Below are 15,095 nucleotides of genomic sequence, written 5' to 3'. Positions count from 1 at the left end.
GGTCTAGTCCAGAAAAAGTGCTGCGTCCATATTCTCGCGCAGGTAGCTCCAGCTGATCCAGCCGTAGCCGGCATTCCCCCAGCGCGGCCCCCATGAGTTTTTAAACAGGAAGCGCGCGTCCTCAGGCTTCCCCGTCTCACACTTGTAGCCGACGAGCGTGATGGCGTGGCCACCCTCCTCGCGCGGGGTCTGGCTGTCGATCAAGGGCGAACGAGACACAACGGCATAGTTTGGCCAGCCCAGACCAATCACGACCGGGACCCCGTTATTAAGTAAATTGAAGATGACGTTCAGTCGCTCCTCGTTTTTCTCTCCTCGAATCCAATAAGTGCCGACCGTGCTCCGCTCGCGGGCCTTTTCGATCGTGGACTCAGGAGGGGCTGCAATCTCAGCCATCGACGTACCAAAGGTATTCGGCAAGTCCTCGGCATTCGCGACCCCGTAGTCCCGCAGCCCCTGCACCACCTGCGACAAGGAAAACCCAAGGTCTTCATCGCCGCTCATTTCGTCACCCTCGGCGATCGCCACCTGCGGCATCCCCAGCGACTGGCGCGTCGCCCAGATCAGGTACTCCTCGGAGAGGCGATTCGGCTTACCGGTCTCGCGCCCCTGCTGATACTCCAGCGCGCTGATCACCGAGAAAACCGCACAGCTCGGACGACGCCCCTGATTTTTCGCATACAGGTTCATCTCCCGAAAAGCCGGACGCAGATCGACGCGCTTTTTTATCTCGGGTGTTTGAGTCAAAAAGGGAGCAATCGACTGAGACGGCTGGGCCGGCTCTGACTGACTGCGGGCGGCCTCCTCCTTCTGCTCAGCTTCCGCTTTCTCCTTTGCCTGCTGCTGGGCAGCCTGCTTTTTCGCGAGGGCCTCGCGGTAGGCAGCAGCGCGCGCCGGGTTGTAGCGAAACTGTCTCTGCAGGGTCTCGGGCAGCATCTCCATCGGCACCTTTGCGATACCCTCGCTATGGCGTATGATAATCGCGTCCGGCAGGACCTGCTGGACGCGCACATTATAAAAAACGTCATCGCCCGCCTCAAGCTTGCCGATCGTACGAGCGGCCTCCAGCGGGCTGGCCATCATGATCAATGACACCAGCAGCACAAGCCAACTGCTGCGAAATAGAGTATGAATCATCAGGCGGGGTATGTTGTTGATGGACTTCATTTCGTTTCAACAGGCCAGGACGCATCCCTCATGGCGAACGGGATCAGGCCTCTCGCTCCCGGCGGAAGGCGGCGGCAAACTCAGTCAACGAAGGAAAAATGTGTGCGGCATGCTCCTGCATCGCAGCGGTCGGCTCCAGCAGGTCCGGGATGAGCACGGGCATCATCCCTGCATTGTGGGCGCCCTCCAGCCCTGCGGCGGAGTCCTCCAGCACCACGCAGTGCTCTGGCTCTACGCCCATCAGCTCGGCAGCCCGCAGATAGATATCGGGCGCGGGCTTACCGTGCTCGACCTGATCGCCACTGACGACGACCGTAAAGTATTTTATCAGGCCCGAGCCGGTCAGCTTGCTGGCCGTCAGGCCGCTATGGGTCGATGTCGCGACGGCGCGCGGCATTTCAACCTCATCGAGATAATCAAGCGTGATCAGAAGCCCCGGGCGGATGGGGACCCCGCCTTTTTCCAGCAGCGTGTAGTAATGACGACGTGCGCCCTCAATGATATCCTCATGAGGCGCATTGGGCCCCAGGCCCTCACGCAGAATACGCTGACTGGTATCAGCGCGGCGCCCGACCATACTGGCATATAGCGCGTCCGGGAAGTCCACACCGACCTCCATCGCTGCCTGCTGATAGGCCTGGCGGAAGAGCCGCTCGGTATCAAGCATGAGCCCGTCCATGTCAAAGATTACGCCTCGAATGTGCTTGAAGTCAGCCATGAGAAAGAAAGCTCATTATCCTCCATCCAGAGCGAATGCGCAATCCCTTTTGCCCCCGAGAAAGCCTCAGGAAATTCCATTATAAGCGGTTTTTTCATGGCCGAAACCGGGTAAATGCCTCTAGAAGTCAGGGCATGCCTCGACTGCAAGACCTGGTAGCCTTTTGCGACGAACGTACCAACCGCTCGCAAATCACGGACTTTCCGCCTGCCATGAACGGCCTGCAGGCCGCCAACTCTGGCAAGGTGACAAAAATCGGAGCCGCCGTGGACGCCGGCCTCATCCCCTTTGAAATGGCCGCCGCCGCCGGAGTGGACTTCCTCATCGTCCATCACGGGATGAACTGGAAATCCCCCATGCCGCTAACCGGGGCCAACTACCGCAAGGTCCGGCAGCTTTTCGACGCGGACATCGCTCTTTACAGCAGCCACCTGCCGCTGGACCTTCACCCTGAGATCGGCAACAACGCCGGGATCGCCCGTCGCCTCGGGCTGAGCATCACCGACTGGTTCCTGCCCTACGAGGGTAATAACATCGGAGCCATCGTCGAGCAGGTGCCGCTGCGCACCATCCTGCGGCAGCGCATCCAGGAGCTGTTCCCAGCCACCTTTACCGCGATCGAAGCCGGTCCCGAGCAGCCTCAGCGCATGGGCATCCTCTCCGGCAGCGGCCAGTCCGCTATCTCCGCTCTGAAATCCGCAGGGATCGACACCTTCCTCACCGGCGAGCTCAAGCAGGAGCATTTCAACATCGCTCAGGAGGAGGGGCTCAACCTCTACCTCGGCGGGCACTACTGCACCGAAGTCTTCGGCGTGATGGCCCTGGCGGAAGAGGCCGCCCAAAAATTCGGACTGGAGTGGGAATTCCTCCCCACCAACTGCCCGCTATGAGCTATTTTGACTTTTACCCGGTCCCCAAGGTTTTCTACAGCTTTGAAACCGGAGAGGCGTTCCGGTCGTGTGCCCTGTGCGAGCGGGATCTTTTCGCCACGCACACGCGCTATATCATCGAAAAAGCTTTTCGGAAGAAGGAAACCATCTTCGAGTATGCGATGTGTCTGGACTGCGTCGAGCGGGAGCAGCAAAATCTGTCCATTAACAGCCGCAAGCTGATCAACCACTTCTTTGACGAGCATGTGGACATCGAACAACGACGCGACCAGATGGCTAAAAAATATGGGCGTCGCACCCAGTCCTGGCTGAATCGCTGCATGATCTCGGGCAGGACAATCTCCCAGTGTGAGGAGCACCAAATCTACGGCTTTTTCATCGACAAGGATATCGTCTTCAGCGGCATGCCCTACATGCTTTCGGGGCAAGTCATCGACGAAATCCTGAAACTGCTCTCGGATGAAACACTTGGCGCCCTCGACGACCTGAGCGGCAAGCTGTTCGGTGTCGGGCAGCCCCAGGGCTTTGTTTTATTCTAGGGGCTGACATTCCACTTCGTTTTTCGGGCACAACTTCAGGCTCCCCATTCGCGGTTTTTTTCGCTAAAACACCGTCCCATGAAGCAGATCGGCATCCTTAACGGCCCCAACCTGAACCGTCTCGGTAAGCGTGAACCCGATATCTACGGGCATGCCACCCTCGACGACCTCACCGCTCAGCTCGAAAAAGAAGCGACCGCGGCCGGGGCGCAGATCGAATGCTTCCAGTCCAACCACGAAGGCGAACTGATCGACCAGCTCGCCGCCTGGGCCGATGCGGGATTCGCGGGTGCAGTCATCAACCCCGGCGCCTTCACGCACACCAGCGTGGCCCTGAGGGATGCTATAGCCGGGACCGGACTGCGGTGCGTCGAGGTCCACATCTCAAACATCTACCGCCGCGAAGAGTTTCGCCATAAGAGCCTGACAGCGCCCGTCTGCGAGGCCGTCATCTCCGGGCTGGGATTCGCCGGCTACAGTGCTGCTCTCGCCTTCATTGCGGGGGCTGAAAGCTAGGCCTACCTAAAGCACCTGCAAAAAGCAGCAGGTGGAGCCGCACACTGCAAGACGGTTAAAACCCGTGGGGTAGGCACGCACTCCCACGGCTTGATCACCTAGTCCAATACGGCTCCACCCCAAGTAGTGGTGAAAGTCTTCCGTTATTTTTTACCCTTGGCCGAAGAGGCGAGGCGGCCATAGCGCCGGCTGCGGTGCCATAATAAGGCAAAAACTGCTGTGTTGATCAGTGCAGCCAGGGACCACTTGATGGAATCGGTCCAGACACTTCTAAGACGAGCACTCAAGCGAGCCTCGGCCTGCTCGATATTTCCATCATTCAGCTCATGGAAGCGCTCGGAAATATTCGTCTTGAGCACTTCAACATCCGGCTCAAAAAAGATTTTTTCATCCAGAGGCAGCGGCTGCACAAAGGCCTGTACATCCTCTTTCGTCCGCTTGTCATTGAGCTGCTTGATGGCAGCCTCTGTCCGCTCCTTCTGCTGGTCCACCCACGCCGTAACCTGTCGGTCATAGGCGCGCTGGATGCGGATAGCACTGACAAGGATGAACGGAACCAGCGCCAGGCTGAAAACCGCCAGCACAAGGCTCAGCTTGGAAGTGCGCGAGAGAGTGCGAACTTCCTTGGGCGTGAATTTATCACCGGCAGGAAGCAGGAGCAGCAGCATCCCCAGGATAGGAGCCAAGGCATGCTCGGCCAGACGCCCCCCCGTCCGCAGCTCGGATATGGAATTGAGCCAATCGGTACCGATCAGGATATAGACCGCGTCGATAAAACCCAATAAAAGCAGGGCCCAACCAACAACCCGCAAGAAGCTGCGGCTGGTCATCTTATCGTCAGAAGGCAATGACAACGTAGTATTCGCCATGCGATAAAAGCAGAGAGAGGATTACTTAAAGGCGGAGGAGAGAGAAATGCGCTTGTATCGTGGCGAGCAGGCCTAGGCAGCCTGCTTTTCGCTCAGACGACGCTTGAAACGACGCCAGGCGAACCAGCCAACAAAGGCCAGACCGAGGCTGGAGCCCGGATCAAAGGGAACCGCCGTCGGAGTCACACCACCGCCAATGGATTCCTCAAAGGAACTCGTCGAGGTGAGGTTGTCGATCAGCACGGTGGTCCCGTTGTCGAGATTAGCCGAGCGGTAGCCGATCATGTCGACAATCGAGGTATTGCTATCCATTTCATAGATGGCGTCGGGATTATTTTCATCCCACGCATCCGGATTGATCCACAGACTAAAGGTATCGTAGACACTGCTACCGGCGCTCTTGTCGAACTTGGCCACGACCAGATAGGTCTCACCCAGGTTCACATCACCGGCATAACCGGCGTTCGTCCCGTCCAGATACGGGCGAATAAAGAAGTCTTCGGTGCCGCCACCGTCACCATTGTTGGCCTTGAAACCGGTGGACATGCCGCCCTGAGTACCCGGCTCGTTCAGCCACATGCTGGCAAAGTCGTTGTTTTCGATCGTCGTACCGTCCACACGCATCAGGTAGCTGATATAGATCGTACCAGCCTGCGTATCAGCCAGGGAGCGATAGGCCGCATACTCCGACGTGCCCGAAAGCTGGAGGGACTGATTACCGCCCGACAGTGTATTGCCGCCGTTGACGGTGTAGGTCAGCTGATTTCCCGACACGTCTACAACAGACTGCCCGGCAGCGGCTGACCAGGCTCCATTCCAGCCGGTACCGTCGTTATAGCCGTCAATGGAACCGAGGGAGTAAGACTCAAAATCATCTGCGGCGTACGTGACACCGGATGCGTAGGGGGCGGCCAATAGCATGGAAAAGCCGCCCAAAAGTAGTGTAAGTTTAGAGAGATGCATGGTTACAGGTGTTGCGAGTCGTAGTTATCGACGAAAATTCCCAGCACTTTAATGCTTTTTATACATTTTTTTGTATCATCGCATGAAAAAGATGTAAATCAAAAATCAGTAGGGCTATTTAAGCCGATAAGCCGCATTGGCTTAAGCAGGATTGGAGCACCTTTCTTGCCACTCATTTAACAAAGTGAACCTATATCATAAAAAAGCAGAGTGCGGATTCAGGAGCAGCAAAGCTTGACTCAAGCCAAAAAAACGCTTTTCTCAGGCGGTTTCGCAATTTCCAACCTTTAACGGAGACATACCATGCAACCTACCTATCGTCCGCACCGCGTAAAGCGCGTCCGCAAATTCGGGTTTCGCGCCCGCATGAAGACCCGTGGGGGCCGCAAAGTCCTCGCCGCACGCCGCGCCAAGGGCCGCAAGCGCCTGACCGTCATCTAACCCCGGCTGCGATGCGCTTCCGGGCTGCTCAGCACCTGCGTACGCGGGCTGACTTTGACCGGCCGCGCCGTACAGGCTTCCGGGCTGACTGCGGTGCTTTTATTATGCGCATCTATCCGACACGCGAGGGAGCCCCACCGGGGCTGCGCCGTCTGGGCGTCATCGCCTCGCGTAAAGTCGGTAACGCCGTCATGCGCAACCGGGCCAAGCGCCAGTTCCGCGAGATATTCCGGCTCAACCAGGACTGCCTGCCGCCGGAGTGCGATGTGCTCATTATCGTCCGATCCCAATTCGACCAACTGACATTCGCCCAGCTGCAGGATAAATACCTGCACGCGGCTAAAAAATACCGCCTCCCGTGAACCCTCCCAGCCTGTCCGCCCGAGCCGCTGCCGCCCTAGTGGTAGCGTACCAGGTGGTGCTCTCCCCGTTGAAGCGCCTCCTGCTGGGGCCTAATGCAGGCTGCCGCTTCCACCCGACCTGCTCGGAGTATGCGCGCCTGAGCCTGCTGCGCTTCGGACTATGGCGTGGTGGATGGCTGGCACTGCGGCGCATTCTGCGCTGCCACCCCTTTCACCCCGGCGGTTACGATCCCGTGCCGGAAAACCCCGGCCGCTCCACCCTGCTGATGCGCAGTGGTGCTATGAAACGCTAGCATGGACAAAAAAAACCTTTTCCTGGGGCTGCTCTTCCTCGGCGGCGCATTTTTCACGATTTTCTGGCAGCAACGCCAGGCGCAGGAGCAAGCTCTCCAGCAGGCACAGCAAGCCCCGGCCACACCGGCAGCAACCGCTGAGGCCGCTCCGGCCGGAGCCGACACGGTAGCCAAGACAAGCACCCCCTCCGCGCAAACCACCTCGGGTAAGCCCAGCCAGGACTTTTTCCCCCAGGCTGAAGCCAACGAGCAAGTCGCCCTCCAGCAGGAAGACACCAGCGACCCCGAAGAGCTGACCACCTTGGAAAACGAGGCCATCCGCGTCACCTTTACCACCTGGGGCGGCGCCATCAAGAACGTCGAGTTCGTCGCGCAGGGCCACGACGGCAAGCTCAAGTACCCCGCCACCATCGACTCCGACCAGCCCTACGTCTTCAATGCTGGCGGCGTTTTGCCCGCTCTGGCCATCAGCGCTGACAAAAACGGCGACGGGACCCCCGACGAGTTCGCCCCGCACTACAAGATCACCTACCTTTCTGACGAGGACGACCGCGTCAACTTCGAGTACGTCTCCTCCAATGGTCTGCGCATCAAGCGCGGCTACCAGCTCCAGGGAGCCGGTACCGACAAGGACCCGTACGTCATCCAGCACACCATCGCCTTCGTCAATGAGTCTGAAGCCAGCCTGAAGCAGAACAGCATCTTCGTTAACGCCGGCACCGCCCCCCCGACCGAAGGTGACGTCTGGGGCACCTACCTGAACTTCGGCTACTACAACGGTGACGATGCCGAGTTTATCCAGATGAAGACCTTCAAGGGCAGCAAGGGCTTCCTCGGGATCGGCTCCAAGAGCCCGGTTGATGCGGTCAAGGAACCCGTCAACAACGTCGAATGGGTGGCCATCAAAAACCAGTTTTTCACCGGTGTGCTCAGCCCCACCGAGCCCGGTAACGGCATTTACGCCCAGGCCGTCTCGATGAGCCTCGACGACCCGGAGGCCGAAGACGGCATGACGGGTGCCATCCGCTTCCAGCTCAACCCTCTTCAGCCCGGCGAGCAGCAGCTTTTCCACATGCAGTACTATGTCGGCCCGAAGGAGTACACTCGCCTGGCCGACCTCGGAGACCGTCAGGACCTGGTCATGCAGTTTGGATTTTTCGGCGCCATCAGTAAGATCCTCCTGAGCGCCATGATCGCCATCCACGGCGTCATCGTCCACGTCGCACCGACCTGGGGCTGGGGCTTCACGATCATCATCGTGACGATCATCATTAAGAGCCTTTTCTTCCCCCTCACCCAAATCCAGGTGCGCTCAGCCAAGCGCATGGCCAAGATCCAGCCGCTGATGGCCGAGATCAAGGAGAAGTACAAGGACAACCCGCAGGAGCAGCAGAAGAAGACCCTTGAGCTGTTCAAGGAACACCGCGTGAACCCGGCTGCCGGCTGTCTGCCCATGCTGGTGCAGATCCCGATCTTCTTCTCCTTCTACTACATGCTGCGCACAGCCTCGGAGCTGCGCTTCTCCCCGTTCCTGTGGATTCCTGACCTGTCCATCCCGGACACGGTGGGCCACATCGCCGGCTTCCCGATCAATCCTCTGCCGCTGCTCATGGGTATCACCATGTTCTTCCAGATGCAGATGACGCCGACGCCGACCACGGACAGCATGCAGCGCACAATCTTCAAGTTCATGCCGCTGGTCTTCCTGTTTTTCTGCTACAACTTCCCGGCCGGGCTCGTCCTCTACTGGACCTGCCAGAACCTCTTCACCATCGGGCAGCAGTGGCTCACCAACCGCCACAAGGACAGCCCCGAAGAGGAAGCCCTCACCGCCATCGGCCCTGACGGTAAAGGCGGCCCGAAGAAGCCCTCCTTCTCCGACCGCGTGAAGGCCGCCCGCGATGAGCAGCTCGCCGTCAAGCGCAGCCTCAAGGGCAAGGGCCTGCCCCAGCAGAAAAAGAAACGCCGCTAACTTTCATTAACAAAAAGCCGGAGGTACTCACCTCCGGCTTTTTTTGTAAGCTTATCCGGAAAAACGTGCTAGGGAGTGTCTTCAAATTACGGAACGAGTCCGCGAAGGCTGGTTTTGTGGCCATTTTTCGGCTTTCGAGGCGAGGCGAATCAAGATTCGTCGAGCCGAGGACACGAAATATGGGCCAAAATCCAGCCAAGTGGGCGACATGAGATAATTTGAAGACACGACCTAGAGGCAGGACCTCACCAAGGCCTCCAACTCATCAAGGTCAACGACCATGCTGTCTCCCTGGCGTGGATTCTTGCTGTCCGGGCAGTGAGGGCAGAGCATAAAGCGGTACTTCAGCTCACGCCGCAGGGCTATCTCCGCATAGTAGGGCTTGAGGTAGCTATCGGCAAACAGCTCGATCACCCTCGTCCCTGGCTCGCAGTAGGCCAGACTCGCCAGGGCAGCCCCGTGCGGAGCCAGTATAACCTGCGCATGATTAAAGAGCCACGCCTGCTCATCCAGAGACATCCCACTCATGCTCAAAGTCACGAAGCCCCACTCCTTGAGCCGGGGCAGAAGAGCATTTTCATTCTGAATGGTGCGGACACTCCCATCATTTCTGGTGATGTATACCAGGGGCTTGCCTTCAACACGCTTGGAGGGGCAGCGATCTGGCAGGAACAACTCCTTCATGAAGTCCATGGCCCAGGTTTTGAAAAAATACCGTCCCCGACGGGGATGCTGCGTCACCGTCAGCTCATCAGCCTTCACGAAGGGATTGGAGGGCATTTCCAGTATTTGGGACGGCTGAATCCCCAAACGGCGCAAAGACTCGACCTCATAGGGTCGCCGCAACGGCATCATGTAATATCGGTATTTAGCCGAGCAGTAGCCGTTCTTTCTCAAAAGGTAGAAGTGCGGGAAGCTGTCGAAAAACCAGTGATAGTAGTTGTCCACAGGCCTCTGGTTATAAGCGACAACCAATGCCCCGCTTACCCTTTTACGCCGGGGGAGCGAAGCCGCCTTGAGCAAGGGATGCTCACGCAGGTCGTTCAGCTTCATACTCAGATGGCCGGTGTAATTAACTGACCAGGAGATATCGCCCAGCAGTTTCCCCTTGCGGGTAACTACACCAAAATCGCCCTCAGAGGTCGTGCAGACACTCCCTCCAGGCAGAGTGGCCGTAAAAGTTTCTGGCTGGTGTCCGTCGTCTTCCGGAAACGGCTCATCCAGGAGCACACTCACACCCGCTTCCTCAAGCTTCAGCTTATCCTGATAGGCTGGATGCACCTGACGATAATCAATAACCTCCCCCGGAGAAGCGTCGGCAATCGAGGCGAGAATACCGCCAGGGCGGTACAGCGCTGGCGCGATATGCCTGCTATAGAAGGACCTCACATGGCGAGCGAGATGGTTTCTGATCATAGCCGGTAGAGAGGTGGATGGTGCCAGGGCACTCTCATAGAGTGGGCCAAACACCCCTCCTCCTGTCAAGCGGTAAGCCCTGACCAGCGCACCATGGACGCACCTCAAGAGAAAAAGTTTACTATCGACACAGGCTCATGGTCCCCAAAAATCATCCTTTCGACAGATTCTTCAATCTTGACGACAATCAACCCCTTTCATTGAGATTTTCGCCATGTCCGGACACAGCAAATGGGCCACCATCAAACGCGCCAAGGCAGCCACAGACGCCAAGCGCGGTAAAATCTTCAGCGTCATCTCCAAGGAGCTGACCATCGCCGCACGTGAAGGCGGCGGCGACCCCGAGTTTAACCCCCGCCTGCGCACCTGCATCCAAAAAGCCAAGGGGTCGAACATGCCCGCCGACAACATCGAAAAGGCGATCAAAAAGGGCACCGGTGAGCTGCCGGGCGTCAGCTATGACGAACTCGTCTACGAGGGCTACGCCCCCGGCGGCGTCGGCATCATCGTTGAAGTCACCACCGACAACAAAAACCGCAGCGCCTCCGAAGTGCGCAGCACCTTCACCAAGTGCAACGGCAACCTGGCCGGAGCCGGTGCGCTGGCCTTCAACTTCCAGAAGAAGGGCCAGTTTATCATCGCCGCCGACGCCACCGACGAAGACACCCTCATGGAGGTCGCTCTCGAAGCCGGGGCTGAGGACGTCGAAAACGCTGAGGACCACTTCGAGGTTACTTGCGAGATCGGCGAGTACCACACGATTTCCAAGGCACTTGAGGACAAGGGCATCGCCTGCGAATCCTCCGAAATCGCCTACCTGCCCAACAACGAGATCAGCATCACCGACAAGGACGTAGCCAAGCAGATCCTCCGCCTCGTCGACATGCTCGAAGACCTCGAAGACGTCAAAGCCGTCCACAGCAACTTCGACATCGACGAGTCCCTGCTGAGCTAGGCGGAGTGACTCCGCTGGCATTGACGAGGGTATTCACGCTTCGCCCTTGCCCCATCGTCACTGTATTCGCTGCCCCCTAAATACTGCTGGTCCAGCCGGACCCCGGCCAAAAAAATCCGTGCCATCCGCGCGATCAGCAGTTAATTAACTCTCAACATGAATGATGCCGAAGCAGCGCCCGTGCTCGACGAGGGCGAAGTCGGGCTGGTCGAGTACCACGACTTTGTCTGCAAGGAGCCGTTCACCTTCGAGGAGGGTGGGCAGCTCCCGGGCTTCACGCTGCGCTATGAGACCTACGGCAAGCTTAATGCGGCCCGCGATAACGCCATCTTCATCTTTCATGCCCTGAGCGGTGACCACCACTGCGCCGGTGTCTACTCTCTGCAGGACGCCAAGCCCGGCTGGTGGAATAACATGATCGGCCCCGGTAAGCCCATCGACACCCTCAAGTATTTCGTCGTCGGCAGCAACTGCCTCGGCGGCTGCCAGGGATCAACCGGCCCCTCCTCCATCAATCCCGCCACCGGCAAACGCTACGGCCTATCCTTCCCGCAGGTCAGCATCCGCGACATGGTCCGCGCCCAGCGGCGCCTGCTCGACCATCTGGGCATCGAAAAGCTGCACTGCGTCATCGGCGGCTCCATGGGCGGCATGCAGGCCCTGCAGTGGGCGATCGAGTATCCCGATCGCGTGAACTCCCTCCTGGCCATGGCCACCACCTCGCGCCAGAGCGCCCAGGCTATTGCTTTCAATGAAGTCGGCCGCAGTGCTATCGTGCAGGACCCCGGCTGGCACGAGGGCGACTATGAGCCCGGAAAGGGCCCAAACGTCGGCCTGGCGGTTGCCCGCATGATGGCCCACATCACCTATCTTTCCGACGAGGGGCTGTCGCGCAAGTTCGGCCGCGTCCGCAAGCGCGAGGCCGAGTCCGGCAGTCAGGGCGGTTTCTTCGACGTGGAGTTCGAGGTGGAGAGCTACCTGCGCTATCAGGGCAAGAGCTTCGTCAACCGCTTCGACGCGAACACCTACCTGTATTTCACCAAGGCTCTCGACCGCTTCGACCTCGGCAAGGGTGGACCGCTAGAGAAAGCCTTTGAAAATCTGCAGGCGCGGGCCCTCGTAGTCGGGTTCACCTCGGACTGGCTCTTCCCCCCGGGGCAAAACCGCGACATCGCGCACGCCATGCTCCGCAGCGGTAAAAACGCCAGCTACGCCGAACTCAATATGGACCTCGGGCACGATTCGTTCCTGATACGTGCCCCCGAGCTCTACGAGCTGGTCAGCGGCTTCCTTACCGCCGAAGAAGCTCAGCAACGCCACCACTAGGCCGGTTCCATGCGTATCCGCCTGCTGGTCGTTGGAAAGATGAAGGAGCCCTCCTGGCGCGAACGCGCGGAGGAGTACGCCAAACGCCTGCGCCCCTACGCCACTCTGGAGATCACTGAAATCCGCGACACCGATCCCGAGCGCGAGGGCGAACGCCTGCTCAAGGCCTTGGAAAAAGAGCGTGGCAGGGTCTTCGCACTGGCCGAGGAGGGCAAGTGCCGCCCCTCCAGTGCCCTCGCGGACGCTCTCGACGAGCTGCGAACGAACAGCCAGGACGCTGTCTTCATCGTCGGTGGTCCCTACGGCCTGAGTGCCGAGATCAAAGCCCGTGCCGACACCCTCCTTTCCCTGTCCCCCATGACCTTCACCCACGAGATGGCCCGCGTCATCCTCCTGGAGCAGCTTTACCGCGCCTTTAGCATCCTGCACGGCAGTGGCTACCATCATCAGGAGCAGCTGTAGACGAGCGCCCTTCGGGCCTACTGAAAAATAATCCTCTTAGCGGCTTGGCGGGAGGGCAGGACCAGCTTAACCTGCCAGCATGGAATCTCCCCTCATCCTGATCACTGGCGGCGGACGCGGCATCGGAGCCGCCATCGCGGAGGCGTTTGCCAAGCGCGGTGGTTGCCGTCTGGCCCTGACCGCTCGCTCAGCCGACCAACTCACCGCCACCGCTCACGCCTGTGAAAAGCACGGCGTGGAGGCACGCGGCTACCCTTGCGATGTTTCCGACCCGGAGGCTGTCAAAGCGATGGCCGAAGCCGTCCGCACCGCCCAGGGCGAGCCCGACACCGTGATCAACAACGCCGGTTACTTTCTGGCCAAGCCGTTCCTGAAGCTCTCGACCGAGGAGTTCGACACCGTGCTCGCCGCCAACCTGCGCAGCGCGTTCCTCGTCTCCCAGTCCTTTACCCCGGCCATGGCGGCCCGCAAGAGCGGCACCATCATCAACATCGCCTCCTCCGCCTCACGGAAAATCTTCCCCGGCATGGCGGCCTATAGCGCCGCCAAGTACGGGCTGCTCGGCATGACCCGAGTGATGCGCCAGGAGCTGCTGATGGATGGCGTGCGCGTGCTCTGCGTCCTGCCTGGCCCTACCCTGACCAACGCCTGGGACGACTCCGGACTGGATGATGCCACCCTGCGCGAGCGCCTGATGCCGGCCTCCGATGTGGCACAGGCCGTCGTCAATGCGTGGGAACTCCCGGCCAAAACCGTGGTCGATGAAATCTGGCTGCAGCCACTGGGTGGAGACATTTAGCCACCCCGCAACCAAGAGCGTATTCATTTCACACTACCCATTATCTCGTTAAACACCCCCCTACCCAAAGAAAGATGCCTTCCAATCCCGACGAACCCTTCGATGTCGTCAACCAGCATGACGACGTCATCATGCAACTGCCCCGGCACGAGGTCCACCGACGCCGCCTGTTTCACCGCGCGGTCCACATCCTGGTCTACAACAGCAAGGGCGACATCTACATGCAGCGCCGCTCCCCGACCAAGGACACCTACCCGAACCGCTGGACGACCTCCTGCTCCGGCCATGTCGACGCAGGCGAGACCTACGACACCGCAGCCGTGCGCGAAATATCCGAAGAGCTCGGCATCTGTATCGACAGCGCGGATACACTCGATGACGTATTCACCCACAGCCCCTGCCGCGCCACCGGCTACGAGTTCATCCATGTCTACCGGCTCGTCTGGGATGGGGAGATCACATTCGACCCGGAGGAGATCAGCGAAGGGCGCTGGTTTACCCCACAGGATCTGGAGGCGGATATGAGCGCGCACCACGACGACTACGCACCCAGTTTTCATCTCGTATGGGAGCTTGCGAAGGAAGCCAGCTAGGCCCTTCACCTCACCACCTTGGCAAGAGCTTACGCCGAAAAAATTGTCCCGATCTTTTGCATTCGTGATAAAATGGCCTATAGTTTCTAACGACACTACGAAAAGACATCACAGAGGTATAACTACAAACTCACCATCATCATGAAAGCTCTCTATCGTTTAATGACAGTTCTATTCGCCGCCGCCATGCTCACGTTTGCTGCCGGCTGCGAGAAATCCACAGGCGACCACCTCGAAGACGCTGGTGAAAGCATCTCGGACGCCGCCGACAAGGCCACTGACTCGGTCGGTGATGCCGTGGAAGACGCCGGTGACAGCGTGGAAGACGCTGCCGACAAGGCCAACTAAGCCATAGAACACCTCCTTTAGCGCGCCGGGTACGAGTCGTGCCCGGCGCTTTTTATATCTAAGGCGCATCCCACTTTAACGGGATGATAACGCACACCACGAATACTGCGTTTGCCTTTGCATTCCGGTAAAATCGCCCCATACTTTCCCTCGTTACGGCGCTACTGCCGCAACACGAATATCATACAACCCACAATCATCCACTCACAATGAAATCTCTCAATCGCATTCTCCTGGCTCTCTTCGCCGCCGCGCTTCTCACCTTTGCCGCTGGTTGCAGCAAGGAAGCCAAGGACGACATGAAGGACGCCGGCGACCACATCTCCGCTGCCGCTGACAAGACCGGTGACGCCATCTCCGAGACGGCTGACAAGACCGGTGACGCTATCAAGCAAGGCTACGAAGACACCAAGGAAAAGGTGCAGGAAGCCACCGAGTCCAACTAACTCGCGTAGTAAATTTCCAT

The 15,095-nt window shown here is 58.9% G+C and carries 19 protein-coding genes; 14 read left to right on the top strand and 5 right to left on the bottom strand.

Going from position 1 to position 15,095, the window contains the following annotated elements:
* Positions 1-3 precede the first annotated feature (3 nt).
* Entirely contained in the window at positions 4-1,137 is a 1,134-nt protein-coding gene (locus tag K0V07_RS05630; protein ID WP_220623561.1) for a C1 family peptidase, read from the bottom strand.
* Between the two features lie 73 nt (positions 1,138-1,210).
* The gene (locus K0V07_RS05625) at positions 1,211-1,885 is read right to left on the bottom strand and encodes an HAD family phosphatase (RefSeq protein WP_220623560.1); all 675 of its coding nucleotides are present in this window, start codon (positions 1,883-1,885) and stop codon (positions 1,211-1,213) included.
* 134 nt (positions 1,886-2,019) lie between these two features.
* Between K0V07_RS05625 and K0V07_RS05620 the strand changes: the two genes are divergently transcribed.
* The 3 genes from K0V07_RS05620 to aroQ all read left to right on the top strand — a co-directional run bounded on the left by K0V07_RS05620 (position 2,020) and on the right by aroQ (position 3,830).
* Positions 2,020-2,775 carry a Nif3-like dinuclear metal center hexameric protein gene (locus tag K0V07_RS05620; RefSeq protein ID WP_220623559.1) on the top strand — a complete coding sequence of 252 codons (756 nt, stop codon included), beginning with the start codon at positions 2,020-2,022 and terminating at the stop codon, positions 2,773-2,775.
* Positions 2,772-3,314, top strand: a complete 543-nt coding sequence (locus K0V07_RS05615) for a hypothetical protein (protein ID WP_220623558.1) — start codon at positions 2,772-2,774, stop codon at positions 3,312-3,314. Before K0V07_RS05620 ends, K0V07_RS05615 begins: the two co-directional genes overlap by 4 nt.
* A 78-nt stretch (positions 3,315-3,392) precedes the next feature.
* Positions 3,393-3,830 (top strand): type II 3-dehydroquinate dehydratase, encoded by a 438-nt coding sequence (gene aroQ, locus K0V07_RS05610; protein WP_220623557.1) that lies wholly within the window; start codon positions 3,393-3,395, stop codon positions 3,828-3,830.
* A gap of 143 nt (positions 3,831-3,973) precedes the next feature.
* Here aroQ and K0V07_RS05605 read toward each other — a convergent pair whose 3' ends face one another.
* Both K0V07_RS05605 and K0V07_RS05600 read right to left on the bottom strand, forming a co-directional pair.
* The gene (locus K0V07_RS05605; RefSeq protein WP_220623556.1) at positions 3,974-4,660 is read right to left on the bottom strand and encodes an HpsJ family protein; all 687 of its coding nucleotides are present in this window, start codon (positions 4,658-4,660) and stop codon (positions 3,974-3,976) included.
* A gap of 111 nt (positions 4,661-4,771) precedes the next feature.
* The gene (locus K0V07_RS05600; RefSeq protein WP_220623555.1) at positions 4,772-5,662 is read right to left on the bottom strand and encodes a hypothetical protein; all 891 of its coding nucleotides are present in this window, start codon (positions 5,660-5,662) and stop codon (positions 4,772-4,774) included.
* A 303-nt stretch (positions 5,663-5,965) separates the two neighbouring features.
* Here K0V07_RS05600 and rpmH point away from each other — a divergent pair, with 303 nt between their 5' ends.
* The 4 genes from rpmH to yidC are packed head-to-tail and all read left to right on the top strand — an operon-like array spanning position 5,966 to position 8,730.
* Positions 5,966-6,103 (top strand): 50S ribosomal protein L34, encoded by a 138-nt coding sequence (rpmH, locus tag K0V07_RS05595; RefSeq protein ID WP_220623554.1) that lies wholly within the window; start codon positions 5,966-5,968, stop codon positions 6,101-6,103.
* A gap of 11 nt (positions 6,104-6,114) precedes the next feature.
* Positions 6,115-6,465, top strand: coding sequence for a ribonuclease P protein component (gene rnpA, locus K0V07_RS05590; RefSeq protein WP_220623553.1), 351 nt, complete (start codon positions 6,115-6,117; stop codon positions 6,463-6,465).
* A 53-nt stretch (positions 6,466-6,518) separates the two neighbouring features.
* The gene (yidD, locus tag K0V07_RS05585) at positions 6,519-6,758 is read left to right on the top strand and encodes a membrane protein insertion efficiency factor YidD (RefSeq protein WP_345778171.1); all 240 of its coding nucleotides are present in this window, start codon (positions 6,519-6,521) and stop codon (positions 6,756-6,758) included.
* A gap of 1 nt (position 6,759) precedes the next feature.
* The gene (gene yidC, locus K0V07_RS05580) at positions 6,760-8,730 is read left to right on the top strand and encodes a membrane protein insertase YidC (protein ID WP_220623551.1); all 1,971 of its coding nucleotides are present in this window, start codon (positions 6,760-6,762) and stop codon (positions 8,728-8,730) included.
* Between the two features lie 231 nt (positions 8,731-8,961).
* Here yidC and K0V07_RS05575 read toward each other — a convergent pair whose 3' ends face one another.
* Positions 8,962-10,146, bottom strand: coding sequence for a glycosyltransferase family 61 protein (locus K0V07_RS05575; protein WP_220623550.1), 1,185 nt, complete (start codon positions 10,144-10,146; stop codon positions 8,962-8,964).
* Positions 10,147-10,360: 214 nt separating this feature from the next.
* On the opposite strand from K0V07_RS05575, the gene K0V07_RS05570 reads away from it, so the two are divergent.
* The 7 genes from K0V07_RS05570 to K0V07_RS05540 all read left to right on the top strand — a co-directional run bounded on the left by K0V07_RS05570 (position 10,361) and on the right by K0V07_RS05540 (position 15,075).
* Positions 10,361-11,101, top strand: coding sequence for a YebC/PmpR family DNA-binding transcriptional regulator (locus K0V07_RS05570; protein ID WP_220623549.1), 741 nt, complete (start codon positions 10,361-10,363; stop codon positions 11,099-11,101).
* Between the two features lie 156 nt (positions 11,102-11,257).
* A complete protein-coding gene (locus tag K0V07_RS05565; RefSeq protein ID WP_220623548.1) occupies positions 11,258-12,427 on the top strand; it encodes a homoserine O-acetyltransferase in 1,170 nt (389 codons plus the stop codon).
* A 9-nt stretch (positions 12,428-12,436) separates the two neighbouring features.
* Positions 12,437-12,889: a 23S rRNA (pseudouridine(1915)-N(3))-methyltransferase RlmH gene (locus K0V07_RS05560; protein WP_220623547.1), complete on the top strand. Its 453-nt coding sequence runs from the start codon at positions 12,437-12,439 to the stop codon at positions 12,887-12,889.
* Between the two features lie 79 nt (positions 12,890-12,968).
* Positions 12,969-13,688, top strand: coding sequence for an SDR family oxidoreductase (locus K0V07_RS05555; RefSeq protein ID WP_220623546.1), 720 nt, complete (start codon positions 12,969-12,971; stop codon positions 13,686-13,688).
* A 74-nt stretch (positions 13,689-13,762) separates the two neighbouring features.
* Positions 13,763-14,281 carry an NUDIX domain-containing protein gene (locus tag K0V07_RS05550; RefSeq protein WP_220623545.1) on the top strand — a complete coding sequence of 173 codons (519 nt, stop codon included), beginning with the start codon at positions 13,763-13,765 and terminating at the stop codon, positions 14,279-14,281.
* A gap of 162 nt (positions 14,282-14,443) precedes the next feature.
* Complete coding sequence (locus tag K0V07_RS05545) at positions 14,444-14,629, top strand: hypothetical protein (protein ID WP_220623544.1); 186 nt, start codon at positions 14,444-14,446, stop codon at positions 14,627-14,629.
* A gap of 209 nt (positions 14,630-14,838) precedes the next feature.
* Positions 14,839-15,075, top strand: a complete 237-nt coding sequence (locus K0V07_RS05540; protein WP_220623543.1) for a hypothetical protein — start codon at positions 14,839-14,841, stop codon at positions 15,073-15,075.
* Positions 15,076-15,095 lie beyond the last annotated feature (20 nt).

This window comes from Ruficoccus sp. ZRK36 (assembly GCF_019603315.1).
In the GTDB taxonomy this organism is placed as follows: Bacteria; Verrucomicrobiota; Verrucomicrobiia; order Opitutales; family Cerasicoccaceae; genus Ruficoccus.
This window is presented reverse-complemented; position numbering and strand designations above follow the sequence as displayed.